The sequence below is a fragment of the Fortiea sp. LEGE XX443 genome (assembly GCF_015206815.1).
In the GTDB taxonomy this organism is placed as follows: Bacteria; Cyanobacteriota; Cyanobacteriia; order Cyanobacteriales; family Nostocaceae; genus Nostoc_B.
On sequence record NZ_JADEXZ010000080.1, the window covers coordinates 1 to 25023 of the forward strand.

The 25023-nt window shown below is 40.7% G+C and carries 26 protein-coding genes and 2 pseudogenes; 13 read left to right on the forward strand and 15 right to left on the reverse strand.

Annotated elements, in window-relative coordinates; all coding sequences use genetic code 11:
• Nucleotides 1–171: pseudogene (locus tag IQ259_RS22570) on the forward strand (IS630 family transposase); the annotation flags it as partial.
• Nucleotides 172–258: 87 nt separating this feature from the next.
• A complete protein-coding gene (locus IQ259_RS22575) occupies nt 259–978 on the forward strand; it encodes an HpsJ family protein (RefSeq protein WP_193888268.1) in 720 nt (239 codons plus the stop codon).
• 110 nt (nt 979–1088) lie between these two features.
• On the opposite strand, the gene rpe is transcribed toward IQ259_RS22575, so the two are convergent.
• Nucleotides 1089–1796: a ribulose-phosphate 3-epimerase gene (gene rpe, locus IQ259_RS22580; RefSeq protein WP_193888269.1), complete on the reverse strand. Its 708-nt coding sequence runs from the start codon at nt 1794–1796 to the stop codon at nt 1089–1091.
• Between the two features lie 144 nt (nt 1797–1940).
• On the opposite strand from rpe, the gene IQ259_RS22585 reads away from it, so the two are divergent.
• Nucleotides 1941–3530 (forward strand): S8 family serine peptidase, encoded by a 1590-nt coding sequence (locus IQ259_RS22585; protein ID WP_193888270.1) that lies wholly within the window; start codon nt 1941–1943, stop codon nt 3528–3530.
• A gap of 239 nt (nt 3531–3769) precedes the next feature.
• A complete protein-coding gene (locus tag IQ259_RS22590; protein WP_193888271.1) occupies nt 3770–5095 on the forward strand; it encodes a serpin family protein in 1326 nt (441 codons plus the stop codon).
• Between the two features lie 37 nt (nt 5096–5132).
• Here the strand turns inward: IQ259_RS22590 and IQ259_RS22595 are convergent, their stop codons facing one another.
• Nucleotides 5133–6311, reverse strand: coding sequence for an AI-2E family transporter (locus IQ259_RS22595; protein ID WP_193888272.1), 1179 nt, complete (start codon nt 6309–6311; stop codon nt 5133–5135).
• A 108-nt stretch (nt 6312–6419) separates the two neighbouring features.
• Between IQ259_RS22595 and IQ259_RS22600 the strand changes: the two genes are divergently transcribed.
• The 6 genes from IQ259_RS22600 to IQ259_RS22625 all read left to right on the forward strand — a co-directional run bounded on the left by IQ259_RS22600 (nt 6420) and on the right by IQ259_RS22625 (nt 10071).
• Nucleotides 6420–6851 carry a hypothetical protein gene (locus IQ259_RS22600; protein ID WP_228014709.1) on the forward strand — a complete coding sequence of 144 codons (432 nt, stop codon included), beginning with the start codon at nt 6420–6422 and terminating at the stop codon, nt 6849–6851.
• Between the two features lie 282 nt (nt 6852–7133).
• The gene (locus IQ259_RS22605; RefSeq protein ID WP_193888273.1) at nt 7134–8561 is read left to right on the forward strand and encodes an LCP family protein; all 1428 of its coding nucleotides are present in this window, start codon (nt 7134–7136) and stop codon (nt 8559–8561) included.
• A 31-nt stretch (nt 8562–8592) separates the two neighbouring features.
• Complete coding sequence (locus IQ259_RS22610) at nt 8593–8805, forward strand: hypothetical protein (protein WP_193888274.1); 213 nt, start codon at nt 8593–8595, stop codon at nt 8803–8805.
• A gap of 4 nt (nt 8806–8809) precedes the next feature.
• Entirely contained in the window at nt 8810–9151 is a 342-nt protein-coding gene (locus tag IQ259_RS22615) for a DUF2281 domain-containing protein (protein WP_193888275.1), read from the forward strand.
• Nucleotides 9151–9594, forward strand: coding sequence for a type II toxin-antitoxin system VapC family toxin (locus IQ259_RS22620; RefSeq protein ID WP_193888276.1), 444 nt, complete (start codon nt 9151–9153; stop codon nt 9592–9594). The genes IQ259_RS22615 and IQ259_RS22620 overlap by 1 nt, the downstream gene beginning before the upstream one ends.
• A gap of 294 nt (nt 9595–9888) precedes the next feature.
• Entirely contained in the window at nt 9889–10071 is a 183-nt protein-coding gene (locus tag IQ259_RS22625; RefSeq protein ID WP_193888277.1) for a CsbD family protein, read from the forward strand.
• 152 nt (nt 10072–10223) lie between these two features.
• On the opposite strand, the gene IQ259_RS22630 is transcribed toward IQ259_RS22625, so the two are convergent.
• Entirely contained in the window at nt 10224–10496 is a 273-nt protein-coding gene (locus IQ259_RS22630; RefSeq protein WP_193888278.1) for a GlsB/YeaQ/YmgE family stress response membrane protein, read from the reverse strand.
• A gap of 113 nt (nt 10497–10609) precedes the next feature.
• Entirely contained in the window at nt 10610–11236 is a 627-nt protein-coding gene (locus IQ259_RS22635) for a hypothetical protein (RefSeq protein WP_193888279.1), read from the reverse strand.
• Nucleotides 11237–11294: 58 nt separating this feature from the next.
• On the opposite strand from IQ259_RS22635, the gene IQ259_RS27650 reads away from it, so the two are divergent.
• Nucleotides 11295–11429 (forward strand): hypothetical protein, encoded by a 135-nt coding sequence (locus IQ259_RS27650; RefSeq protein ID WP_255525533.1) that lies wholly within the window; start codon nt 11295–11297, stop codon nt 11427–11429.
• Here the strand turns inward: IQ259_RS27650 and arsH are convergent.
• From arsH to IQ259_RS22655, 4 genes are read right to left on the reverse strand one after another with little or no spacing between them, the layout of a single operon-like run.
• Nucleotides 11426–12112, reverse strand: a complete 687-nt coding sequence (gene arsH, locus IQ259_RS22640; protein WP_193888280.1) for an arsenical resistance protein ArsH — start codon at nt 12110–12112, stop codon at nt 11426–11428. The genes IQ259_RS27650 and arsH overlap by 4 nt on opposite strands.
• Before the next feature lie 52 nt (nt 12113–12164).
• On the reverse strand, nt 12165–12575 hold the full coding sequence (gene arsC / locus IQ259_RS22645) for an arsenate reductase, glutathione/glutaredoxin type (protein ID WP_193888281.1): 411 nt from the start codon (nt 12573–12575) through the stop codon (nt 12165–12167).
• Nucleotides 12576–12616: 41 nt separating this feature from the next.
• The gene (arsB, locus tag IQ259_RS22650; RefSeq protein WP_193888282.1) at nt 12617–13768 is read right to left on the reverse strand and encodes an ACR3 family arsenite efflux transporter; all 1152 of its coding nucleotides are present in this window, start codon (nt 13766–13768) and stop codon (nt 12617–12619) included.
• 29 nt (nt 13769–13797) lie between these two features.
• On the reverse strand, nt 13798–14859 hold the full coding sequence (locus tag IQ259_RS22655; protein ID WP_193888283.1) for a PstS family phosphate ABC transporter substrate-binding protein: 1062 nt from the start codon (nt 14857–14859) through the stop codon (nt 13798–13800).
• A 429-nt stretch (nt 14860–15288) separates the two neighbouring features.
• Between IQ259_RS22655 and IQ259_RS22660 the strand changes: the two genes are divergently transcribed.
• The gene (locus tag IQ259_RS22660; protein ID WP_193888292.1) at nt 15289–15726 is read left to right on the forward strand and encodes a biotin carboxylase; all 438 of its coding nucleotides are present in this window, start codon (nt 15289–15291) and stop codon (nt 15724–15726) included.
• 114 nt (nt 15727–15840) lie between these two features.
• Here IQ259_RS22660 and IQ259_RS22665 read toward each other — a convergent pair whose 3' ends face one another.
• The 3 genes from IQ259_RS22665 to upp all read right to left on the reverse strand — a co-directional run bounded on the left by IQ259_RS22665 (nt 15841) and on the right by upp (nt 17347).
• Nucleotides 15841–16104, reverse strand: coding sequence for a YggT family protein (locus IQ259_RS22665; protein WP_193888284.1), 264 nt, complete (start codon nt 16102–16104; stop codon nt 15841–15843).
• Nucleotides 16105–16274: 170 nt separating this feature from the next.
• Nucleotides 16275–16622, reverse strand: a complete 348-nt coding sequence (locus IQ259_RS22670; RefSeq protein WP_193888285.1) for a hypothetical protein — start codon at nt 16620–16622, stop codon at nt 16275–16277.
• 74 nt (nt 16623–16696) lie between these two features.
• On the reverse strand, nt 16697–17347 hold the full coding sequence (gene upp, locus IQ259_RS22675) for a uracil phosphoribosyltransferase (protein ID WP_193888286.1): 651 nt from the start codon (nt 17345–17347) through the stop codon (nt 16697–16699).
• A gap of 300 nt (nt 17348–17647) precedes the next feature.
• On the opposite strand from upp, the gene crtH reads away from it, so the two are divergent.
• Nucleotides 17648–19177 (forward strand): carotenoid isomerase, encoded by a 1530-nt coding sequence (crtH, locus tag IQ259_RS22680; protein ID WP_193888287.1) that lies wholly within the window; start codon nt 17648–17650, stop codon nt 19175–19177.
• A 21-nt stretch (nt 19178–19198) separates the two neighbouring features.
• Here crtH and IQ259_RS22685 read toward each other — a convergent pair whose 3' ends face one another.
• From IQ259_RS22685 to IQ259_RS22700, 4 genes and pseudogenes are all read right to left on the reverse strand, one after another.
• Complete coding sequence (locus IQ259_RS22685) at nt 19199–20527, reverse strand: response regulator (RefSeq protein ID WP_193888288.1); 1329 nt, start codon at nt 20525–20527, stop codon at nt 19199–19201.
• 5 nt (nt 20528–20532) lie between these two features.
• Nucleotides 20533–23064, reverse strand: a complete 2532-nt coding sequence (locus IQ259_RS22690; protein ID WP_193888289.1) for a PAS domain-containing hybrid sensor histidine kinase/response regulator — start codon at nt 23062–23064, stop codon at nt 20533–20535.
• 249 nt (nt 23065–23313) lie between these two features.
• The gene (gene purT, locus IQ259_RS22695; RefSeq protein WP_193888290.1) at nt 23314–24489 is read right to left on the reverse strand and encodes a formate-dependent phosphoribosylglycinamide formyltransferase; all 1176 of its coding nucleotides are present in this window, start codon (nt 24487–24489) and stop codon (nt 23314–23316) included.
• Nucleotides 24490–24752: 263 nt separating this feature from the next.
• Nucleotides 24753–24884, reverse strand: a pseudogene (locus IQ259_RS22700) (papain fold toxin domain-containing protein); the annotation flags it as partial.
• Nucleotides 24885–25023: the final 139 nt, after the last annotated feature.

Consider the following 25023-nt stretch of genomic DNA (forward strand, 5'->3'; position numbering starts at 1 on the left):
GCACCACAACAGAATCCTGTAGAAGATATTTGGCTGCAAGCAAAACGATTAATTAGAGAATTTTATTTTTTCTGTCATTCTTTTAACGTAGTCAAGGCGTTATTTGAGCTATCAATTCATTGTCAAACTTTTAACTTCCCTAAACTTCATGAGTATGGTGTTTTCTCATAAATCATTTAGGATTGCTATATGCAAAACTAAACCTAAGTTACTTTGTTGTATTAGCTTTAATTTACCTTTGTAATATTTTCGAGAAATATGACCAAATCAAACAGCGATAAATTTATTCCCGTAGTTCAAGAGTTACAGGAATTTGCTTTTAGCCAGGTAGGCTCAATGGCTATTTTGCGAGTCCTTGGCTATGGGCTATTGTTGTTAGCATTATTCGATGTAGTTGCAACATTTATTCCACCTAACTTCATGAATCCCGTTTGGGAATTTCAAACCTTTGGTGCAATAGTTGAAAGAATACCCGTCACTTTAATTGGTTTAGTATTAGTTTTTTATGGTGAGCTACATGCACGAGCTAAGTTAGAATTTTTAACTTTGAGATTGCTATCTTGGATAAGTTTATTGTTAGCTATAGTCTTTATATTGCTGATTCCTGTTGGTGTTAGTAACACCATCAGACTGAGTAAACAAAGCTATACTCAAATTAACAACTTATCTCAGCAACAAATATCTCAAGCTGAACAAGTTGAACAGCGACTGAGCCAAGCTAAACCAGAACAAATAGAAAGTTTTCTAAAAAGCCAAGGTCGCTCCTTAGATGCAAATAATCCTCAGGAATTAAAAGAAAAAGTATTGTCAGAAGTTTCTCAAGCTAAAGAAAAAATCAAACTTCAAGCAAAAGCTAATCAGTCTAGTCAGCGGTTGAATTTACTTAAAAGTTCTGTGAAATGGAATCTTGGAGCTTTCGTTACTGCTGCGTTATTTTTCATCATTTGGAAGACTACAAACTGGGCAAGAAGTAGGTAGAAGCATTTAGAAGTTTCTACTTTTTTCCGGTTCATTCAGTGAAATAAAAAATTAGGGTGGGCAAATTAAATTGTCCACCCTACTCTAATTAGTTAAAAATTATAACTCAATTAAACTTTTGCCAGTTCTGGTGTAGGACGCTTGCTATTGCGAATATTTGTAATCGCTTCAGCATAATCCTTGGCGTTAAATACAGCGGAACCAGCAACAATTGCATTAGCTCCGGCTTCTAAAACTTGCCAAGTATTGTTGGCTTTGAGTCCACCATCTACTTCAATCCAAGGGTCAAGTCCACGCTCATCACACATCTGACGCAGCTTTTTAATTTTAGATATGACACCAGGAATGAAGCTTTGACCACCGAAACCGGGGTTAACGCTCATAATCAGTACTAAATCACAAAGCTCCAACACATACTCAATAAGTTCCAGTGGTGTGGAAGGATTGAGTACTACCCCGGCTTGTTTGCCGAGTTCTTTGATTTGGCCGAGGGTGCGGTGCAGATGTGGTGAAGCATTATGTTCAACATGCACAGAAATAATATCAGCACCAGCCTTAGCAAAGCCTTCTACATACTTTTCTGGTTCCACAATCATCAGGTGGACATCCAATGGCTTTGAGGTAATTGGACGAATCGCCTCCACAACCAGAGGCCCTATCGTAATATTAGGTACAAAACGACCGTCCATTACATCAACATGAATCCAATCCGCTCCAGCTGCGTCTACGGCGCGAATTTCATCACCCAGACGACTAAAATCGGCTGATAGGATAGATGGAGCAATCACTATGGGCTTTTGAGATTGGTTTTGGGTCATGGCTAGTGGGTTTTTATGCGTCTTCGTCTGTAAGTATTGTAACAAAACACTGTAACAACATATTGAGTAATTCTCGTCAATTTAATCTTGCTTTTTCTGATGAAGATAACGAGGACAATAATTAATGAATACCGACAATTAACTATGAACAAAAAACTAAATTGGATAATTTGGGGTTTGGGTACTTCTTGTTTGAGTGTGCCTGTAATGGCTTCAGGTTTACAAACTTCTCTGGGAACAACCGGTATTGATGCTTTAAAGCTACATCAACCTCCTTACAATTTAATGGGTCGCAAGATAGCCATTGGTCAGGTAGAAATCGGTCGTCCGGGAATGTTTGGTTTAGATAAAGCCGTCTCGAAAAATCGCAGTATATCTTTAGCAGCTGTTTTTTTACGCAATGGCCCAGCCAAATCAAATACTGGTGTTGACCCCCATGCCTACAATGTTGCTGGCATGATGGTTAGTAGAGACAAAGGTCTACCGGGAGTTGCGCCGGGAGCAAGACTGTATTCTTCTGCTGTAGGTTCTACCAAAAACATGGGTCAGCCAGAAGAGTGCTTATCGGCGCAACACATTGCACTGCAAAATAGTGGTGACATCCGCGCAATTAACTTTAGTTTTGGTGAACCTCTAAACCGTGACCCGCGACCAGACGCTGTTCTAGATGGGAATGCTTTATTAACATTGTGCGTTGACTGGTCGAGTCGTGTTCACGATGTTTTGTATGCGATCGCTGGCAATCAAGGTAAAGGTGGTATTCCGATTCCTACAGATAATTTTAATGGACTTAACGTGGCTTTTTCATCCCGACGAAGTGGAATTTTTAATAAAGTAGACGTTTCTAATCTGGCTGGTGTGAATCAGGGAGTCAGCGGTCGGTTAGCCGGAAAGGAATTTAATCTTGATGGTCGTCGCTCTATTAGTATAGTTGCACCTGGTAATAACATTCCTTTGCTAAATCCAGACGGCAAGATTAATAAAGCTACCGGTACAAGTTTTGCTGCGCCTCATGTGACGGCTACCGTAGCTTTGTTACAAGAATTTGGCGATCGCCAATTACGGACAAAAAAGCCTAATTGGAGTGTTGATGGTCGCCGTCATCAAGTGATGAAAGCGGTTTTACTGAACTCAGCCGAAAAGATTCAAGACAGTGGTGATGGCTTGCGTTTAGGGATGACGCGGACATTAATCGATAAACAGAATCAAAGTTGGTTAGATTCAGATGCTTACAAAGACCCCAAAATCCCTTTAGATGCTCAAATGGGTACAGGTCACTTGAATGCTTTTCGCGCTTATCAACAATTTAGCGCTGGTCAATGGCAACCCTCAACTACTGTTTCTTCTATTGGTTGGGATTATCGTCTAGTGGCTGCGGGGAATGTGGTTGATTATCAGTTAACAAAACCGTTAAAACAAGGGAGTTTCGTGTCTGTTACCTTGAATTGGGATAGATTGGTGGAATTAAACGATCGCAATCAAAACCAGCAATTTGATATCGGCGAAAGTTTTAGCGATCGCGGTTTGAATAACCTCGACCTCTACTTAGTTAAAGCTGATGCCAAGAATTCTGAAGCTGGTGCTGTTTGTTCTTCCATCAGTCCAATTGATAGTGTAGAACATATTTTCTGCCCCGTTCCTACTAATGGCAATTACAAAATCCGCGTCCAGTTTCGCCAACAAGTAAACACAGCAACCCAACCTTATGCTTTAGCTTGGTGGACTGCGAACTAAAGTATGAAGTGTAAAGTCTGAAGTCAAAAGTAACTTTGAAATATTGACTTTTGACTTCCGCCTTGCGGTACTAGCTCACAGCTTAAATAAAAAGCTACTTCACCTCACTCACTTGCCGTTACCAAAACTGTAACCGCCCAGTATTGATCCCCTTGCTAATGCAATAGTTAATCATTAACACATCATTAGCATCAATTCTTGATTCACAGCTAAAACTCTTTGGTAAGTGAGGTGGGAGAATGAATCGACAAAAGTTGAGTGGAATGAAAGAAAATTTTCTGCAAAGACGTTACGCCGTGAGTCTGGGAAGGCGTTACGTTCTAGCCGCCGCTAGTGTCGTTTTATTTGGCGTACTGGGTTGTTCCCAGATCAATGGTAATAGTAATGCTCTTGCCGACTCTAAAATGCCTCAATCAGAATTACCAGTGCAAAAAAAAACAGTAATCCCAGATACAAAATTAGTTAATGCCAATAATAAATTTGGCTTCAAACTGTTTTCAGAAATTCTCAAACAAGAAAGTAGTGAGAAAAACATTTTTATTTCACCTTCTAGTTTAGCGATCGCCTTAGCTATGACCTATAACGGTGCTAGTGGTTCTACTCAACAGGCGATGTCTAAAACATTAGAATTACAAGGCATGAGTTTGGCAGATATTAACTCTGATTATGCCAATTTAAAAAGTCTGTTAGAAAATCCCGACGCTAACGTGCAATTAAATATTGCTAATTCCCTTTGGGTGAATAAAGATGTTAGTTTGCGCCCAGATTTTTTGCAACGAAATCAAGATTTTTACAAAGCTAAAGTAGCCAATTTAAACTTTCAATCTGCTTCGGCTTTAAGTAGCATCAATAATTGGGTTAACGATAATACACAAGGCAAAATCAACAAAATAGTTGACCAAATCGAACCCAATCAAGTCCTATTTTTGATTAATGCCATTTATTTCAAAGGGCAATGGAGTGAGAAGTTTGATCAAAGTCAAACGGCTGAACATCCCTTTTACAGAGCATCAGGGCAGCAAAAACCACACCCGATGATGTCTCAAGAAAGCGAATACAAATATTACGAAAACGAGCAATTCCAGGCAGTAAGTTTACCTTATGGCAAAGATGGCAAAGTTAGTTTTTACATCTTTCTGCCGAAACAAAACTCTAACCTCAAAGCCTTTTATCAAAACTTAAATGCAGAAAACTGGGAAAAATGGCTAGGACAGTTTACTAGTCAGGAAGGGTTAATACGCCTACCCCGGTTCAAAACCGACTACGAAGTGACACTCAACGATGCACTGAAAGCTTTGGGTATGCAAGAAGCTTTTAGCAATCAAGCAGATTTTTCTGAGATGGGGAAAAATTTAACCATCAGCCAAGTGAAGCAAAAAACTTTTGTGGAAGTCAACGAAGAAGGCACAGAAGCCGCTGCGGCTACATCAGTAGGGATAGTAGCAACATCTTTGAGAGAGAAACCAGAACCATTTAAGATGATTGTCGACCGTCCCTTCTTCTGTGCCATTCGAGATAATCAAACAGGTAGCATTCTGTTTATGGGTTCAATTCTGGAACCATAGATCAGTCAGCCAAGAGTTAATGGTTATTCTTCCTGCACTAAGGTAATGTTGGTTCAGAAAAGCTGAGAGGATTTTTGACTTCCGCTTTGGGTGATTCTTCCAATACACTGGGTGCAGCTTTCTCGCCTTTGGAGATACTCTCATCAGTTTCATTACTTAATTTATTAGGACGGAGAGCGCCTAAAGCAGTCTTGACGATCACAGCCGTAGGGACTGCGACAATCACACCCAACAATCCCCCAACTCTTGCGCCAGTCAAGACAGAGATTAGTATCCACACTGGATTTAAGCCAGTAAAACTACCCAAAATTCGGGGCGCAATTAAATTTTCTAAAATTTGCTGCACAATTACAGCTGCGAGTAAAACTCTTGCTCCCATCCAGAAATCTTGCAGCGCCACTAACGAAGTAGTTAGGACAATACCCACAGAACCGCCAAAGGGAACAAGCGCCATAATACCGATAGTGAGGCCGAATAACAGGCCAAATGGCACTTTCAGCCACAAAAAAGCAGGAATCAAGGCTGATGCCATGCAGGTAGATAAAATTAGTTGGGTGATAAAAAAGTTTTGGAAACTGAGCCGGACTGTTTGGGAAAAAGGTTCACGAAATCTGGTAGGTAGCCACCCTACTAGACTTTGCCAGAGTTCATCGCCATGCTGCAAAAGATAGAAAGTCAAGACCATCGTTAACAGAAAATCTAGCAAACTAGTGAATGTAACAACAGCCAGATTCAGAACTTGTCCGGCGATCGCCTGTAATTGTCCCTTGACGCGATCGTTAATTTGCACTACAAGAGCATCAAGGTTAATCGGTAAGCCGAGAACTTCTGCTTTCTCGTTTAACATCATTAGCTGCGATCGCCCAGAATCGATCAATTCTGGTAAGCGAGCCACCAGCTGTTGAGCTTGAGTCAACGCTAACGGAAACAGAGTCACACCCAATGCTAATAAAATCGATAACGCCAATAAAAACACAAGGATTGCGACTTGCTCTCGTTTAGCACCGTGACGCTGCATCCAACTAACGGGGTAGTTGAGCAGAAATGCCAGTACAGAGGCTCCGACTAAAATAACTATGAGGGAGTGAAAATACTCAAAAATTGCTGCAATCGCCCAACCATTGAGGACTAGCAGTGGTGCGAACAGAGCGATCGCTCCGATTCGCGCTATTGGTGTTAATGTCTGCCACCAGTCGATTAGCTTGCGTGTCTGCATCTTTAGCCGCTTGCGAGATAAAACTAAATAAAATCTTTCTCTAAAGCCTATTATCTCTAACTACATCACAGTGTTTCATCTCTCTAGTTTAGGATTAGACTCACCCAAATGGAAAATTTTGAACCAATTAGTGATTCCGCTGGAGTAGAGGCGGGTAATAACTCTGCCCAAACCCAAATTTTTAGACAAAACACAGATACTAATAAAAAACAGTTGCTGATTTATTTCATCCCAGTTATTGGCGTGCTTCCATCTCTATGGACTCTTTATTATCGCCAGGGAAGTCGGGAACAACTGAAAGTTAGTCGTCTGTCTATTACTTTGACATTTACTTGGCTGTTAGCTTATCTCTTGTTAGCAACTGGAGCCGCAACTTCTGATTTTTTGGCATTGCGTTTATTAATACTCAATAGCTTTCTCACATCTGGTTATTTTTTGGTGAGTATTTGGCTAATTTTTCGCCTTAGCCGGGGGCAATCTAGCCGTTTACCAGGGTTGAGCAAATTTGCAGATCGAGTGTTAGGCAAGTATTTATCATGATGCTTTTTAGGGAAACTCTAGACAGTAATTTTACTGAATTTTTATCTAATTACAGATTATCTTCTAGCGGATCTGGTCAAACTGACTTATTGTTGTCATACTTCAATAAAACATATCGGGATTTGCCACAAAAAAGAAAAATCCTGCTATAAGTGTTGTGGTTGACACAAAGGGCGAAAAATCAACAAGGTTAATTAAGAGTTAACTACTATGAGTTGATGTATTTGCATTATTGATAATCTGCAAATTAACCGAATTTAATCAGCAAGTGTGAGGCAGTCTGTGACCATTCAAAGAACTTCGGCGGAAGAAAACCACTCAGCAAAAGTACCTAAATCAAAGGGCAAAAAGTCGATAAACCCCAAATCAGGACGTTGGTTGTGGTTCTGGGTGGGTATGAGCGGCATTGCGATGGTTTCAGCAATGGCAGGAGCTTTGTTGGCGGTTTCTTTGACAAGTACGCCGTTGCAGCAAGCCGAACTCAGTCCCCAAGAAGAAGCAGTCTTTGATAGTGATGCGATCGCTGGTGGTGGATTGCGATTTTCGGAATTAACTCGCCCTGTCAATCTTTTGGTGATGGGGATGAGTGTATTACCACCAGATGTCCAAAATCCTCCCACAGAAACCAAAAATCTCAGATACCTGCCGCAAGTTAATTCCTTTGATGGTCTTTCTGATGTCATGTTTTTGGCCAAATTTGACCCAGAAACCAAAAAAATAGTCATGCTTTCGATTCCTAGAGATACTCGCACGGAAATTGAAGGGCATGGGACACGAAAAATTAATGCCGCTAATGTTGAAGGTGGCCCGGCGTTAACTGCCAAAACTGTCAGCAATCTTTTGGGTGGCGCGGGTATTGACCGCTATCTTCGGATTAATGTTCTGGGCGTTGCTAAACTTATTGATGCTTTGGGTGGCGTGACAGTCTATGTTCCCAAAGATATGAAATACCAAGATGATTCTCAGCATCTATATATTAATTTAAAAGCAGGCAAGCAGCATCTCAACGGCGACCAAGCTCTGCAACTATTGCGTTTTCGTCATGATGAATTAGGAGATATAGGTCGGATTCAACGGCAGCAAATGGTCATGCGTGCCTTAACAGACCAGAGTCTCAATCCCGCTACCCTAGCTCAATTACCCAAAATTCTCAATGTGGTCAAAGAATACATTGACACTAACTTGACAGTTGAAGAATTAGTGGCTTTATTAGGTTTTGGTGTGCGTACTAATCGCTCCAACATGCAGATGTTTATGCTACCAGGTCGCTTTAGCGAGAAAAGCGAATATGATGCCAGTTATTGGCTGCCAAGCCGAAATGGGATTGCCAAGCTCATGGCTCAACAATTTGGCTTAGAATCAACAACTGGAACAACTGAACCTCAGGTAACTGACCCAGGTTCTGTGCGAGTGGCAATTCAAGACAGCACCGGAAGCGATCGCGCTACCTTACGACCTTTGATTCGAGCTTTGGAAAGGTCTGGATATCGTAATATTTACGTGTCTAAGCCTTGGAGTGAACCGCTAGAAATAACACATATTGTTGCCCAGCAAGGAGACACTAATAGCGCTGAATCGATTCGGGATATTTTGGGAATAGGAGAAGTCCGCGTCGAAAGTACTGGGACTCTCTATTCAGATATTAGTATTCAAGTTGGTAAAGATTGGTTGCAACAACAAATGCTTTTAAATGATTCTGCTCAACCTTAAATTTCTTCTTAATTCAGCTAGGAATTGGGTATTGCTTATTAACCGAAAGAGTGTATCTCTTGCTCAAATCAGGGAGCGGATCAAAGCTGCTCTTCCTCTCAAAGAAGAACCCCAATCGCTAAAGCAGAAGATGCAAGAGATCACCCATCGGTTTCAAAAAGCTAAAGCCTGGAATGACCCTAAAAAACAGAAAAGATTAGAAAAGTTGTTGATGCAAATGGAAGCAATACTAGCAGAGGATTAAGTACATGACTATTAAAGAACTCCTACTCCAAGAAATTGAATCATCTTCAGAGTCACTCCTAGAAGAAACTCTTGATTTTCTACGCTTTTTGAAAACCAAACAAATAGTTAAAACGGATACTCAATCACCGCATATTCAGCCAAAAACAGTAGGTTCCAATACCCCAACTCAACCTGAAGAAAACCCGACAGAAAGTTCTCAGCTACCCTACCGTCCGGCTTCCGGTCGTTCCATCCTCAGACATGCAGGAACTTGGGCTGGTGATGACTTCGATGAATGTCTTCAGTCTGTTTACGCGACTCGTGGTAAAGCCAAATTCGATTATGATTTAAATCCTTTTGAATAATGTACTTGCTAGATACTAATCACTGTAGTGCTATCATCCTTGGCGAACCAAAGGTCATTCGTCGAATAACTGAGGTTGGAGAATTAAACATCGCTACCTGCGTAATTGTCCAGGGTGAACTTACATATATGATGGAAAATTCTGCACAGAGGGAAACTAATCTTGTTTCTTTGACAGAATTTATAGAAGATATCCGCATCTACGGTGTTACAGAGGACACGGCTAATATTTACGGCCAACTCAAAGCAGCCTTGATGAGACAATTTGGCCCCAAAGAAAAAAGCAAGCGTAGAAAAACTCAGGTGACAGACCTGGGTTTTGATGAAAATGACCTTTGGATTGCGGCTATAGCCTTACAATATGGTCTTAGCGTTGTATCAGCCGACAGCGACTTTCAGAGGATTCAACAAGTGAGAACATTGTCTGTTGAATCTTGGCTATAAATTTTATCTGTTGAGAGAGATTAATGTTCAGGAGTAAGTATTTCTCATATATAGCAGGTGACAGGGAACAGGCTTCCGCCGTGAGCGTCAGCCGAACGGTGACAGGTGACAGGGTTAAAAGTCTTTTAGTGCATGAGTTTTATCATTGGCCGATGTCCTAACTGTCTTGGCTACTGCTATATCTATCTTAAGTAAATAAAAATAATTTATTTTAATCAGTCCACTGATAGAGATATCAACACCAAGAATTCTGGTAATTTTTCCTTAGTTAAAGCAGAAGTCTAGGTAAAAATTATGAGTATTGAAAACAGAGTAGAAGCCACTGCAAAAAATATCGAAGGCAAGGTGCAAGAAGTAATTGGTGAAGTGACAGGCAATCCAGCCGATAAAGCTGAAGGTAAAGCTAAACAAGCTGAATCTCAAGTAATTCATACTACTGAGAATATCAAAGACGAACTTAAAAAAGTTATAGACTAGCAACAATTTTCTAAACCGACTATAGGCTATAGTTGTAGTCTAAGATTTACGTTTATATACTTAAAACTCCACTTTTACTAAAAGTGGAGTTTTAGTAATTTATAGCCAACAGTAAAAAGAAATTCAGCCTAACCATGATTTTTTGTCTTCTACTAATAACTGGCGCGATTAGTTAATAAACCCCAGATAAAAATAGCAATAATTGCACCAATAATTGCAACAATTACACCAGGAATACTCAAGGTAGCCGCGGTAAATTGTAATCTTCCTGTTTCTAACAGAGTAACTATAGTTCCCCCAATTAAAGCGCCGATGATTCCTAAAACCATAGTTGCAAGAATGCCACCACCTTGACGACCAGGATAAATAGCTTTAGCTATGGCTCCAGCAATCAGACCCAATATGATCCAAGCAATAATATTCATAATTAATTCCACAAAGATTCTGTCAGTATCTTATTAATACCTATCTACTTTTCCGTCTACCTCAAGAAATAAGTATTATGGCGATCGCTAATTAGCTGGGATAGTTTTTTATTCTACTGTTGAGATTTTTGGTTTTGAGGCCAGCGCCAATTGTAGCGGTTCCAATCATAGATTCCTTGAATTTCAAATTCAGAACCGTTATGAAAACGAACAACGCCATTACGCGAGGAATTCTTGCCATCATTGATTTCATCTACCTGAATCACAATGCAGGGAAACCATTCCCGTTTGCAAGGGCCATCTTCTTGTACCCATTCCCAGAGTGCATTGGAAACTTCGATGCGATCGCCTATTCTTAACTTCAGTGCATCACCAAAGTCAGCATATTTATCAAAATGATATGACTCGACTCGATTCAACCACTGCAAACCATAGCGTTCTCGGATAAATTGTACTGTCCCTGAGTCTTGGTTGTGCAGCCAGTCATTGAGTAATTGCACTTTCCAAGTACGGTTTTGTTGTTCCTCGGTTTTGACAAACTGTAAAAATGCTAACAATTCCTCTGAAGCCAAATCGTCTAAGGGATTGGCAATATCAGACATCCTGGATTTAGAATTCCCAGGAATTTGCTTGACTACTTGCAGCAATATCTGTTTCTGCGTCTCAGAGAGAGGACAGCTAGATACATCACAACGCTTAAAGCCTGTTTGCAATGCTGTTTCAATCTCATCTGGGGTCATAAGTCAATAGCAATTTAGATGTTATGACTCTAATTATTACAAAATCTTCAGTGAGACAATGAAAAGTACTGAGTTGGTAAAAGGCAATAGTGCTATTCCCTATTGCCTGTTTGATTTTGAATTCTGTTTTAGTAAAGATGCGATCGCCTCCGGCGGGCGGTTACGCCATCGCCAGAAGTTGATCAAGTTTTAAATAGGCTTGGCTTCCAAGGCTTTGTTCGCCACCTCAATTACTTCTTTTGCGGCTTTTTCCTTGCGCTCACTGTAGCGATCTGTGAGGTAATCTACCTGATCTCTTAGTAACAAGGTGAACTTATAAAGTTCTTCCATGACATCCACAACGCGATCGCGGTAGGGCGAATCCTTCATAGTGCCGTCTTCGTTAAACTCCTGATATGCTTTTGCGACTGAGGATTGATTGGGAATAGTAAACATCCGCATCCAGCGCCCCAAAATTCTCAAGGTGTTGACGGCGTTGAAAGATTGCGAACCACCACTGACTTGCATAACAGCCAAAGTTCTGCCTTGAGTCGGGCGAACGGCTCCAATACTTAGCGGAATCCAGTCAATTTGATTTTTCATAATCCCAGAAATCTGACCGTGCAACTCTGGGCTAGACCAAACTTGACCTTCTGACCACAGACTTAATTCGCGTATTTCCTGCACCTTGGGGTGAGTATCAGGAACGCTACCGTAGATTGGTAGTTCTCGTGGATCGAAAAACTTTACCTCTGCGCCAAATTCTTCAATGATGCGTGCTGCTTCCTCAGCCAAGAGACGGCTATAGGAGCGATCGCGCAAGGAGCCATACAAAAATAAAATTCTGGGGGGATGAGCAAATGTTATCTCCTTAGCAGTTTGCACTAGTTCATTCATCACCATTAGCAATTAATTTCCTATTCTCTGTTGAGCTTGAGTTTGAGTCCTATCAAGCAGGTGTAACTTCTTGACTCACAGAGTTAATTAGTTGAGTTACTCGTTCTTTAACTTCATCGCGTACTCTGGGGAAGATTTCTGGCTGTTCTGCCGGATCATCTAATTGCCAGTCTTCAAATACTTCCCGCACTACCCATTCTGGGGGTAAATTTACGCCACAACCACACAGAGAAATTACTACATCAAAGTCTTCGGCTTGGAAGTCACTCAGAGGTTTGGAGTGTTGATCTGTAATGTCGATGCCTATTTCTTTCATAACAGCGATCGCCTCTGGTCTAACCTGACTGGCTTCTAACCCCGAACTAATTACTTCAATTTTTCCCTTACCGAGGGTTTTAGCAAAACCTTCTGCCATTTGAGAACGGGCAGAATTTTTTTTGCAGACAAACATTACACGTTTCATAGTTAAATTCCTTTTTTGACTTTATCTACTGAAGGTTGTGATTATTTAAAAGCACCAAAACAACGCGGATCTTGCAATGTTGCTTTTTCCGGTTCTCGTGGAAACCAACTTGCTGTGCGCTTACAAAATTCAACTAGCATCAACATCACTGGAACTTCGATTAAAACCCCTACTACGGTAGCGAGTGCTGCACCTGAACTTAAGCCGAATAAAATCACAGCCGTAGCGATCGCCACTTCAAAATGATTACTAGCGCCAATTAATGCTGCGGGTGCGGCATCTTCGTAAGATAAATTCAGCTTCAATGCTGCTACATAACTGATCAAGAAAATGAAATTAGTTTGGATAAATAGCGGTACAGCAATTAACAAAATATGCAAGGGATTGTTAACAATTAGTTCACCCTTGAAGGCAAACAGCAATACCAAAGTTAGCAATAGAGCAGTAATAGCAACTGGAGTCAAATACTTGAGAAATCGTCTTTCAAACCACTCTCTGCCTTTGTGCTTAAAAATCCAGTAACGGCTGTACATCCCCGCTAATAGCGGTAAACCAACATAAATAATTACTGACAAAACAATAGTTTGCCAAGGCACAGTTAAATTATTCGCTGCTAGTAACCACCTACCTAATGGTGCATATAAAAATAGCATTGCCAGAGAATTTACTGCCACCATTATTAAAGTGTGTCCCTGATTGCCGTAAGAAAGATATCCCCACATCAGCACCATCGCTGTACAAGGCGCAATTCCTAGTAAGATGGTTCCGGCAATATAAGAATTTGCCAGTGACACTTCGCTACCGCGAATAATTTCAGTGCCGCTGATCAAAGGACGAAATAACCATCCTAAGAAAAATTGCGTAAATATCACCATCGTGAATGGTTTAATCAACCAGTTCACTACCAACGTGAGAATTACTGGTTTTGGGGCGCGGATAGCATTTGCTGCTTGGGTGAAATCAATCTTCACCATGATGGGATACATCATGAAAAACAAACATACAGCAATGGGAATAGACACTTGATATACACTCATTGCATCCAGTGCTACCGCCACCCCAGGAAATAATCTACCTAGAGCAATTCCGCCAACGATACATAAAAATACCCAAACAGTGAGGTATTTTTCAAAAAAACTGAGATTGCTTCCTGCTTGTATCCGGGTTGTACTAGCTTGTGAATTATGATTCATTGAAATAAACCCAAAATCAAAAGTAATCGCTAAAATTTGGCTTCTTTCCGTAACAATTCACCAATTGTTAGGTTTATTTCTGCTTTTCCGTCAAATACTGTTCCCACTTTGTCTCTATAAAAATGGACATAATCTAGCTGATAGGCTTCATCTGGTAGGGGTATATAGCCGACAGAACTAACTGTTTTTGGTGCGTTCTTGATGTAAAAATCGACAAACTTGTGTAGTGTTCCTCTGTTGGAGAGAGTTTGAGGATTGACATAGATCAGCAAAGGTCGAGAAAGTGGTTGATACTGGGCTTTCTCTACCGTTTGACGCGATGGTGATATGGGGCCACGTCCATTATCAACGGAAAGCACTTTCAACTTATCTTGATTTTTTTCGTAATACCCATAGCCAAAGTAACCCAAGGCATTTGGGTCTTTAGCAACGCCATCTACTAACTCACCATCATCTTCACTGGCTGTATAATCGTTACGAGAGGCTCTGGGTTTACCGACTATTGCTTCTGTAAAGTAGTCAAACGTACCAGATTTTTTCCCAGCACCATACAAAGTCAGAGGACGATCTGGCCAAGATGTACGTACTTGGTTCCAGCGAGTAATTTTTTCTTCCGCCCTAGGTTCCCAAATCTTTTTGAGTTCTGCTACTGTAATATCTTCTGCCCAATTATTTTGGGGATGAACCACTACGGTTAAAGCATCAAAAGCGACAGGAAGTTCGATGAATCCCACGCCATTTTGCTTGCAAGTTGCCATCTCTGCTAACAAAATAGGTCGGGAAGCATTGCTGATTTCTGTTTCTCCAGCACAGAATTTTTCAAACCCGCCTGTAGTACCAGAAAATTTGACTTCGACTTGCGCTTTGTTCTTGGAGTCTGCTTGAAAATCTTTGGCGATCGCTTGGGTAATGGGATATACAGTACTAGAACCATCAATTTTAATTTTCGTCCCAGTCTTTACACTATTGCTCACTTCAATAGCACTTGGGGACTGCTGACTTTGAGTATTAGAAGTTGATCCACCAGCACAACTACTGGCCAAAGTCAATATTCCCAGCACCAGAGCCAATTTCTGCACTTTTTTTTCCATCGACCTCTCTACCCTGTGTTGTGAGTAAGTTTTTATATCTCTCATTTCAAGAAAACTTGATATGTTAGGGTGTTGTCAACCAGAGAATACAAAAATTCATCAAAAAAACTTGATGGGTATTGTTAGAAATTTTGGCAAGAGCAAGCTGGTAATATTTGAAGGATAAATTAAAGTCTCCAATCTCTTGGTTGTGAAATTCAGGTAAGCTGAGGTTAAAAACAGTGCTGAATATCTAGTGATGGCAGTATAGCAGTAGCCACATAGATTAGGACATCAACAAATCACAAAACCCTTACTTCAAAGGGATTTTAACCCTGTCACCTGCTATAACTCTTCAGCGCTAAGTTCACTTAGAGTAATTTGCTACCTTTGTGAAATATGGAAAAACAACATAGTAAAGCATTTTTATTGAATTTCCCAACTTTGGTTATGCAGAACTACTCAAGACTGACGCAAATAATTTTTACTTTCTGTCTAATTGCGTTTCTATCGTGGTTTGTTATTCCCACGGCTGAAGCTTTAACACAAATTAGACTTTTTGACATTTCCTATAAAGATTGTCCCCCAGAACTGGCCAAGGGAGCAGTTATTAGTAGTGGTAGTGCGTCGGCGAATTGCTTTATTGTCACAGGCAAAGCGGAAAATGGCACTTACAAAACAGTCTACGATGCAGATATCTATGGCAGGATTTATGATGCTAACAATGATTCAGTAATGCAAAATCGTACCCGTCTTGGCTCTATTACCGAAGTTCCACCAGGGACTAGTGATTTTGAACTCAGAATTTCTGTACCTGCAAATCAGCCATTACCTTTGCAGCTAAAGCAATTTAAAGCATCAGGGTTTAGTAGCCAAGTCCGGCGTTAATTAATAAGTGCTGAGTGCTGAGTGCTGAGTGCTGAGTATAAAGTCAATAAGCTACAAGTAAGCAAGTCTGGGTTAACTAACCCAGACTTCCAATTGGTAAGTTTCAGGTGATAGTTATGCGAAAACTTGCAAACCACCTACCAGACTACCTACTACTTGCAGCAGTAAAATCGCTAACATTGGAGAAATATCAATGCCGCCCAAGGGAGGGATGATGGAACGGAATACATTGAGATAGGGGTCAGTAATTTGGCTTAAAGCCGAAAAAGGCTGATTGTACCAGTTGATGGTTGGGAACCAGGTCAACAGAACTCTAACGAATAATAGAGCAGTATATATCTGTATGAAGGTATTGAGAGTGTTAATCAGTAAAAACATGGATTTTTCAGTTTCCTGCTAATTTCACGAGCGGTCTTATAGTTGATTTTAGTTCAGTCGTTGTCATGCTGTCTGCGAATCAGTATCTATTTTGACCAAGACTAGCAGTTACCGGAATTTCCGATAAGCCTGAAAGTGGAACCAAGTTGAGGAAAGCTGTTTTGAGGTTGTTATTCTGGTATTGAGGAACGATCGCTTGCTGTTTGACTAGGACTACCGTTAACATTGCCCAGTTGTTGTCGCACCTCATCAATTGTGGCATTCAACTGAGCAATTTTATCTTCTAGCGATCGCCTAGCTGTTTCCATTTCGACATCCCCAGTTTCTGAGGCTCTCATCCGCCGTTTTGCTGAGGTTTTTTTTGGTTCTACCACACCATTGCTCAGTTTAGCTTCCTCTTCTGTATTTAATTCTGCATCGAGTCGAGAAGTAATCAAAGCTCCCAAAACACCACCAACTACTCCGCCAAAAAGCGCCCCTGCTAAAAAACCACTTGCGAAACCATCACGCTGACTCATAACTTTACCGCCTTCAAGCAATCTTACAACTTTTCTTGTATTAAGCGATTTTCCTTCCCTAGCTGCATACTAGCTTAAGTACCAAAAATGCGATCGCCTGCATCTCCCAATCCCGGTACAATAAAACCGCGATCGTTGACTGTTTCATCAATAGTTGCGGTGTAAACTATTAAACCTGGATATGTCGCACTAAGTTTTTGCAATGCTGGCGGAGCCGCAACTACACAAACAATTCGCGTCAAAGCCGGATCAACACCCCGTTGTGTCAATTCTGCCATTGCTGTCATAATCGATCCACCTGTAGCTAACATCGGGTCGGTAACTAACACTCTTGTTTGTGGGTCAAATTTTTCTGGCAATTTATTCAGGTAACATCGAGCCTCTAGCGTCTGTTCATCGCGCACTAAGCCCAAATGATAAATGGAAGCCAAGGGTAGCAAAGTTTGTGCGCCCTCTAACAATCCTAATCCTGCCCGCAGAATCGGCACTACGGCCACAGGCACTTCTGGATTAATAAAAGTTGCTGGACAAGCATCCAAAGGACTTTGCACCGTTGCCTCTATCGTCGGCAACCAGTCTCGTGCCGCTTCGTAAGTTAGCCATCTGCCTAACTCAGTTATGGCACTCCGAAATAATACTGAAGGTGTAGCAGCATCACGGGCAACTGCCAACCAGTGCTTAATTAAGGGATGGGGTGGAACGTAAACACGCAGTTGTACCGTCATAGCCGGAAATTGGCACTTTTGAATCTATAGGAACTGAAACATCATCATACTCTTTCCTGCGTATAGCTGACAGATAAAATCAACACCTCCAAAATTATTGAAAATCTTTTTCATTAGTAGTTGACATCTATTCTCAATCAAGGTTATATTATTAATCAGTGTTCTCCTCTCTTTAAGGATCGGCAGACGGGATTAGCCAGCGGTAGCAGGCTTGTCCCTCTTTTTTGTATGTGGAAATAGGTTTTTTGTAATTTAATAAAGTACTATTTCCTTGATTAATTTTCTGTACTAGCTACCCCTATGTCTCTAAATGCCAGCACTACTACATCCCATCATTCTGTGTTTGATGTCATTATCATTGGTTCTGGAATTGGTGGCTTGGTGACAGCAACTCAACTAGCAGCTAAAGGTGCTAAAGTGCTGGTGCTAGAACGTTATCTCATTCCTGGCGGTAGTGCTGGCTATTTTGAACGCCAAGGTTATCGTTTTGATGTTGGGGCATCAATGATTTTTGGACTAGGAAAAAACGGCACAACCAACTTACTAACCCGCGCCCTTGATGCTGTAAATATTCATCTAGAAACGGTTGCTGATCCTGTGCAGATTCATTACCATCTGCCCGATGCTTTAGACATTAAAGTTGACCGGGTTTATGAGAAATTTTTGCAGAATATTACTGCATATTTTCCTCATGAAGCACAGGGCATTAGTCACTTTTATAACGAATGTTGGCAAGTGTTTAATTGCCTCAACAGTATGGATTTATTGTCCCTAGAAGAACCTCGGTATCTGACGCGGGTGTTTTTCCAACATCCTTTAGCGTGTCTTGGGTTACTTAAATATCTGCCTAAAAATGTGGGAGATGTGGCGCGACGCTACATCAAAGACCCCCTATTATTAAAATTTATTGATATGGAATGTTATTGTTGGTCGGTCGTACCAGCTAACATGACTCCAATGATTAATGCAGGTATGGTCTTTTCTGATAGGCACTATGGTGGAGTCAACTACCCAAAAGGTGGAGTAGGAATCATTGCTCAAAAATTAGTCGAGGGTTTAGAAAAAGCTGGGGGACAAATTCAGTATCAAGCCAGAGTCACAAAAATTCTCATAGACAAGGGACATGCTGTAGGTGTAGAACTAGCTAGTGGTAAAATTTATCGAGGTAAACGCATAGTTTCTAACGCTACACGTTGGGATACCTTTGAAAAATTAATCCCAGTAGAGAAAATCCCTAATAATGAGAAAATATGGCAACAACGTTATGAAAAATCTCCCAGCTTTTTGAGTTTGCATATGGGTGTCAAAAGCTCAGTTTTACCCAATCACACAGAATGCCATCATATTTTGTTGGCAGATTGGGCGAAAATGACAGCAGCAGAAGGCACGATTTTCGTTTCGATTCCGACATTGCTTGATCGAGATTTAGCACCCCAGGGACATCACATCATTCACGCCTTTACACCTGATTGGATTGATAATTGGCAAGGACTGTCTGCAAGTGATTATGAAGCGAAGAAAGAAGCAGCAGCTTGGCGAATTATTGACCGACTAGAAAAGATTTTTCCTGGCTTAGAAGCAGGATTAGATTATCTGGAAGTAGGAACACCCCGCACCCATCGTCGCTTTTTAGGGCGAGCGGATGGGACATACGGGCCAATTCCCCGACGTAAGTTGTGGGGATTGTTAGGAATGCCGTTTAATCGCACAGCTATTGGGGGACTTTATTGCGTTGGAGATAGCACTTTTCCCGGTCAAGGGTTAAATGCTGTGGCTTTTTCTGGGTTTGCTTGCGCCCATCGTATCGCTGTAGATTTGGGAATTGGTTAATGGTCATTGGTCATTTGTTACTTAGGCAACTTGAGAAGCTCGTTGTTGAATGGGAATTTTGACTATAAATTCGGTTCCATTTCCTGGGCTGGATTGGCAGTTGATATGACCTCCATGCTTTTCTACAACAATTTGGTGGCTGATAGATAAGCCTAATCCGGTTCCTTTACCCGCAGGTTTAGTTGTAAAGAAAGGCTCAAACAACTTTGCTTGTACTTCTTGACAAATTCCTGGGCCGTTATCACTAATATGAATGCCGACCCAATTATCTCCAATCATGGTTGTACGAATTTTAATTCGACTTGGTTGTTGTTGAATTTCCTCAAATGAACGCTTTTGATTGTATTCATTCAAAGCATCAACAGCATTGGAAAGGATATTCATAAAAACCTGATTTATTTGCCCGGCATAGCATTCCACTGGCGGCAATAAGGTATAATTTTTCTCTACTTCAATTTCCGGGTGTTCTAATGTTGCTTTGAGGCGATAATTTAAAATTGTTAGTGTGCCATCAAGGCATTCATGAATATCAATTTCTGTCAGGCTAACATCGTCTGTACGAGAGAAAAACCGCATGGATTTGACAATTTCCCGAATTCGGCGTGCGCCAAAATTCATAGAGTTGAGCAGCTTTAACAAATCACTCTCAAGAAATTCTAGGTCTGTTAGTTCTAGTTCTGCTTGAATTCGAGGTGTAGGATTGGGATATTCTTCTTGATACAGATGCAAAAGATGTAGCACTTCTTGAGTATATTCATTAGCATGAACGAGATTGCCGTAAATGAAATTTACCGGGTTATTAATCTCATGGGCAATTCCAGCTACCATTTGTCCTAAACTGGAGAGTTTTTCACTTTGAATTACCTGAATTTGCATTTGTTTAAGGTCATCATAAGCTTGACTAACTTCCGTAACTTTTTGTTTTAATAAAGCATTTTTATGCTCTAGTTTTTCAGTTAAATCATGCAGTTTTAAGTGTAATTTACCTCTCGATAAAACTTCTTCTTGCTGAAAAGGTTTAGTGATGTAATCTACAGCACCAACTTGGAAACCTTCGATTTTATTGTTCGTATCAGATAGTGCCGTCATAAAGATAACGGGAATATCTTGAGTTCTTGGATCTGCTTTTAATAGACGACAGGTTTCAAATCCATCTATTTCTGGCATCATGACATCCAATAAAATTAAATTGGGTAGAGCATATTTAACTCTTTCTAGAGCCACTTTTCCAGATTTTGCTACCCATACTTCCAGACCAGCTTGATCTAAGGAATCAGATAAGACACCTAAATTTGCAGGATTATCATCAACAATTAAAACTGTAGCAGTTTGTTCGATGGTAAGGCTCATAACGCTTACTTGTAAGGGTGGATGAGTGCCAGAATTTCTTGGTCTTGAAATCCTTGTGCTAGTTGATGCAGCTGTTTGGCAAAGGGAAGATATTTTTGATCCATTTGAGATATTAATGCTGCTTGTTTTATGATTCCCTTAAAATTGCCTTTCATCACTAATTCATACAGAGTTTCTAACTCTGTTGAGGGTGGTAAGATTAGTTCAGGGTAGTCTTTATCTAACTGCTTTTCGGTTGTCTGCTCTTCATATAACCACTCTAAGTTGAGATATTTGCGTAATTTTTGAAATAGCGCGATCGCCTGTACGGGTTTGGGCAGAAAATCAGTTCCACCTGCTTCGATGCTGCGATGTTGATCGCTTTCAAACACGCTTGCAGACGAAACAATAATAATCATGTCTTTCAATACTTCTGAGTGGCGAATGCGTTGAATTAACTCAAAACCATCAACTTTTGGCATGATTAAGTCAGTAAGTACGAGATCCGGCTGAAATTCTCTAACTTTTTGCCAACCTTCTTCACCATCAACAGCTTCAACAACCTCAAAGCCGATGGGGGTGAGTAAATTATTGATCACTGAGCGGTTTTCCCATTTGTCATCAGCAACCAAAATCTTGGGTTTACGGTCTTGGATGCCAATAATTTGCCCATAATCATCAGTTTGAGATGTTTTCACCCACTCTTCAGCATCTGGTAAATTGACATCAAACCAGAAAATACTGCCAACACCCATTTCACTTTGAACATGGATGGTGCTATCCATTAATTCCACAATTCTTTTGCTGATTGCCAATCCTAATCCTGTGCCTTCAGTTTGTCGTCGCCTGTCGCCAGCTTGCTCAAAGGGTTGAAAAATGGCTTGTAGTTTTTCTTGGGGGATACCAATACCACTGTCGCGGACTTCAAAGCGGATTTTGCCTTCTGAAGCGTAGCTGATGGTAAAGGTGACTTGACCGGCATCAGTAAATTTAATGGCATTACTGAGGAGATTGATTAATACTTGTCGCAGACGTTTTTCATCAGCACGGATACCAGTGGGTAATTCGGCAGCTAATTGATAGCGGAATGGAATGCCTTTTAGTTCGGCACGAATGCGACACATTTCGGCTACACCTTGGAGGAACGCCGGGAAGTGGAAATCACTAGTCATTAATTCCACTTTTTGGGCTTCGATTTTCGACAAATCGAGGATGTCGTTGATTAAGGTGAGCAAATGAGAACCACACTGATAAATTACATCAATGCGCGATCGCTCGTCTTCATGTAGATGTTTAGAACGTTGCAAAATTTGGGCATAGCCGAGGATGCCATTTAGTGGTGTGCGTAACTCGTGGCTCATGTTGGACAGGAATTCGCTTTTGGCATGACTGGCAGCTTCGGCGGCTTCTTTGGCTTTAGCAAGGGCGATTTCTGCTTGTTTGCGTTCAGTAATATCTGTATGAACTCCTAACCACTCACGAATGCTGTTATCTGGATTAAAAACTGGCACTGCCCGAACGTTCATGTAGCGGTACTCGCCATCATATCGGCGCAAACGATACTCAACTTCATACAGTATTTGATTGCTAAAGGCATTTAACCAAACATTTACAGTGTGAGCTTGATCCTCTGGATGAACGGCATCTAGCCAACCCGATCCTTTGAATTGCTCAAAGGATTGTCCGGTAAACGCGCTCCATTGTGGTTGTTCTGTAACAAACTCACCCTCAGCCTTAGTATCCCAGATGATTTGGGCTGTGGCTTCAATCAGTGTTCGGAATTTTTGTTCGCTTTGTTGTAGGGCTATTTCTGCTTGTTTGCGTAAGCGAAGCTCGTCGTAAACATCGCTAATATTGCGTGTGATAGCGATAATGCCGAGAATATTACCATGAGTATCCCGCCAGGGAGCCTTTGAAGTCAAATAAATTCCTTTATTGTTCCCATTAGAGAGTTCTTCCTCGTAAGTTGCGCCAATGCCTGTTTCGACAATCTGGCGGTCTTTTGCCATAATTTCACATGCAACTTCAGGTGGAAAAACTTCACTATCGTCTTTGCCGATGACTTCCTCAACAGTTCTACCCAAAAAATTTGCGGAATTAGAGTTGAGAGTAAAGTAAACTCCCTGAGCATCTTTTACAACAATCAAGTCTGGTGTACTTTCTAAAATCGATCGCAGCAGTATGTTGCTTTGATGCAATTCTTCTTCAGTTTGTTTGCGCTGAGTGATGTCTTCAGTAAACAAGATAATGCCACCGATTTCACCTTTAGCTGTGTGCCAAGGGCGAATTAACCAGCGCACCCATGCTAAAGATCCATCGGCGCGTGGATAAGAGTCTTCATCACGTTGAGCGATCGCACCGGCTAAACACTGTTGATGAATTTGCTTCCACTCTTGGGGGATATCAGGAAAAATTTCATAATGAGAGCATCCAATAACGTCATCTTTCGTCAGATTATAATCTTCCAGCCATCTGCGACTCACAGCCAGATAGCGCATTTCTCGATCAAATATGACTATCCCCATAGGGGCATATTCAATTGCTTGATGTAACAACATTTCAGTGTTCGTGCGGATTGTTTAACCTGCTTTAAATAAAGAGTTCCCCATAAATTCACGAAACGAACAAAAAATTAAGTAAAAATCAATTTATTATGACTACTCAATCAACCTAAATATTTTGTGATATGTCCATAATATTTTTTAATAATTTTATTATTATTTGTGATCATAATTCAGGAATATGCACAACAAGATACCCGAATTCTTTAAGAATTCGGGTATATGAAACTTATTGATTTTCCGAATTCAAGTTGAAATTATTTTGACTTTATTAGCTGCTGTTGTAGCTTTTTCTCGCGCCTGTTGAACATTCGCTGCTTTTGCTAAAGCTACACCCATACGTCGATAAGGATGAGCAGTTGGTTTACCAAATAACTTGATATCAATATCTTTTTCAGACAAAGCCTCGGCGACACCTAAAAAAGCTACAGAATCTAATTTTTCGGATGCTAAAATTACTGCGCTGGCTGATGCTCCCAACTGTTCTATGTGGGGAATTGGTAAACCTAAAACAGCCCTGAGATGCAATTCAAATTCATTGAGATTTTGTGATATTAATGTCACCATACCTGTATCATGGGGTCTGGGAGAAAGTTCTGAGAAAATTACTTCATCTTTGGTGATAAAAAATTCAACTCCAAAAATTCCGGCTCCTCCTAAAGCATCGGTAACTTTTTTAGCTATTGCTTGAGATTGTAATATTTTATCTGCCGCAATCCCGGCTGGTTGCCAAGACTCTTGATAATCACCTCTTTCTTGGCGATGTCCGATAGGAGAACAGAAAATTGTCGGAGCGTGCCACTGTTTAATTGTTAGTAATGTGATTTCAATTTCAAAGTCGATAAATTCCTCGACAATCACTTTTTGACTGTCACCTCTGGAGTTAGCGATCGCATAATTCCAAGCCTGTTCAACATCACTTTTGTTTTGGACTACAGACTGTCCTTTCCCAGAAGATGACATAACTGGTTTCACAACGTTAGGAAAGCCAATTTCATCAGAAATAGCAATTAATTCTTCTAGTGAAACTGCATAACTATATTTAGCAGTTCTAATGCCTAATTCTTTGTGTGCTAGTTCCCGAATTCTATCACGGTTCATTGTGTAGTTAGTTGCCGCCGCTGTGGGGATAACGGTAATTCCTCGCTGCTCAAACTCCAATAGTTTTTCTGTTCTAATTGCTTCAATTTCTGGTATGATTAAATTAGGTTGATGTTTAGTGACTACAGCTTCTAAATCATCTGCATTCAGCATCGAAATTACTTCTGAACAATCGGCAACCTGCATAGCTGGAGCATTAGCATAGCGGTCAACTGCAATTACATAATTACCCAGACGTTGAGCAGCAATCACAAATTCTTTGCCGAGTTCGCCTGAACCCAACAACATCAGTTTTTGGGGTAGTTTAATTGAATTACTCATCAATTTTTCTGGAAAAATTTTATTACAATAATTTTATAATTTTACGGTTTTCAATTGTCATCACTTGGATGAGTAAATTTAGCTGCTCGCCGTTGTAAATCTTGACTTTGTACCTGAATTAAACCAATTCCTCTACCAAACTAGCAACCATCTACTAAAGTATCTAACCAAATTGGACAAACCCAGCTTGAGCGATCGCTCTTTGTCCTTAAAATAACCTATGAAGTAGCTCTCATTCTTGATTTCCTGAAGTCACCATCAAATTAGCTGTGGATATTGTCAAAAATGATTTCTTGTCCGTTAATTTCAATAGCGATGGCTTCGTGTCGTCCATTGATAGAGATGTTTTGTTTAAGACGTTCATGATAAATGTTGCAGAAAGGATCTGCTGTACTGCCTGTAAATAACCCTGTTGTGTCACTTTAGGCAGAGGAAAAATAGAATTCAGGGTGAGTTAGGAATATAAAAATTGGGGAAGTGAGCCTATAAACAATGGCTTGAAGTTTAGCAAATCCCAATGAAAGTTGAGGGATA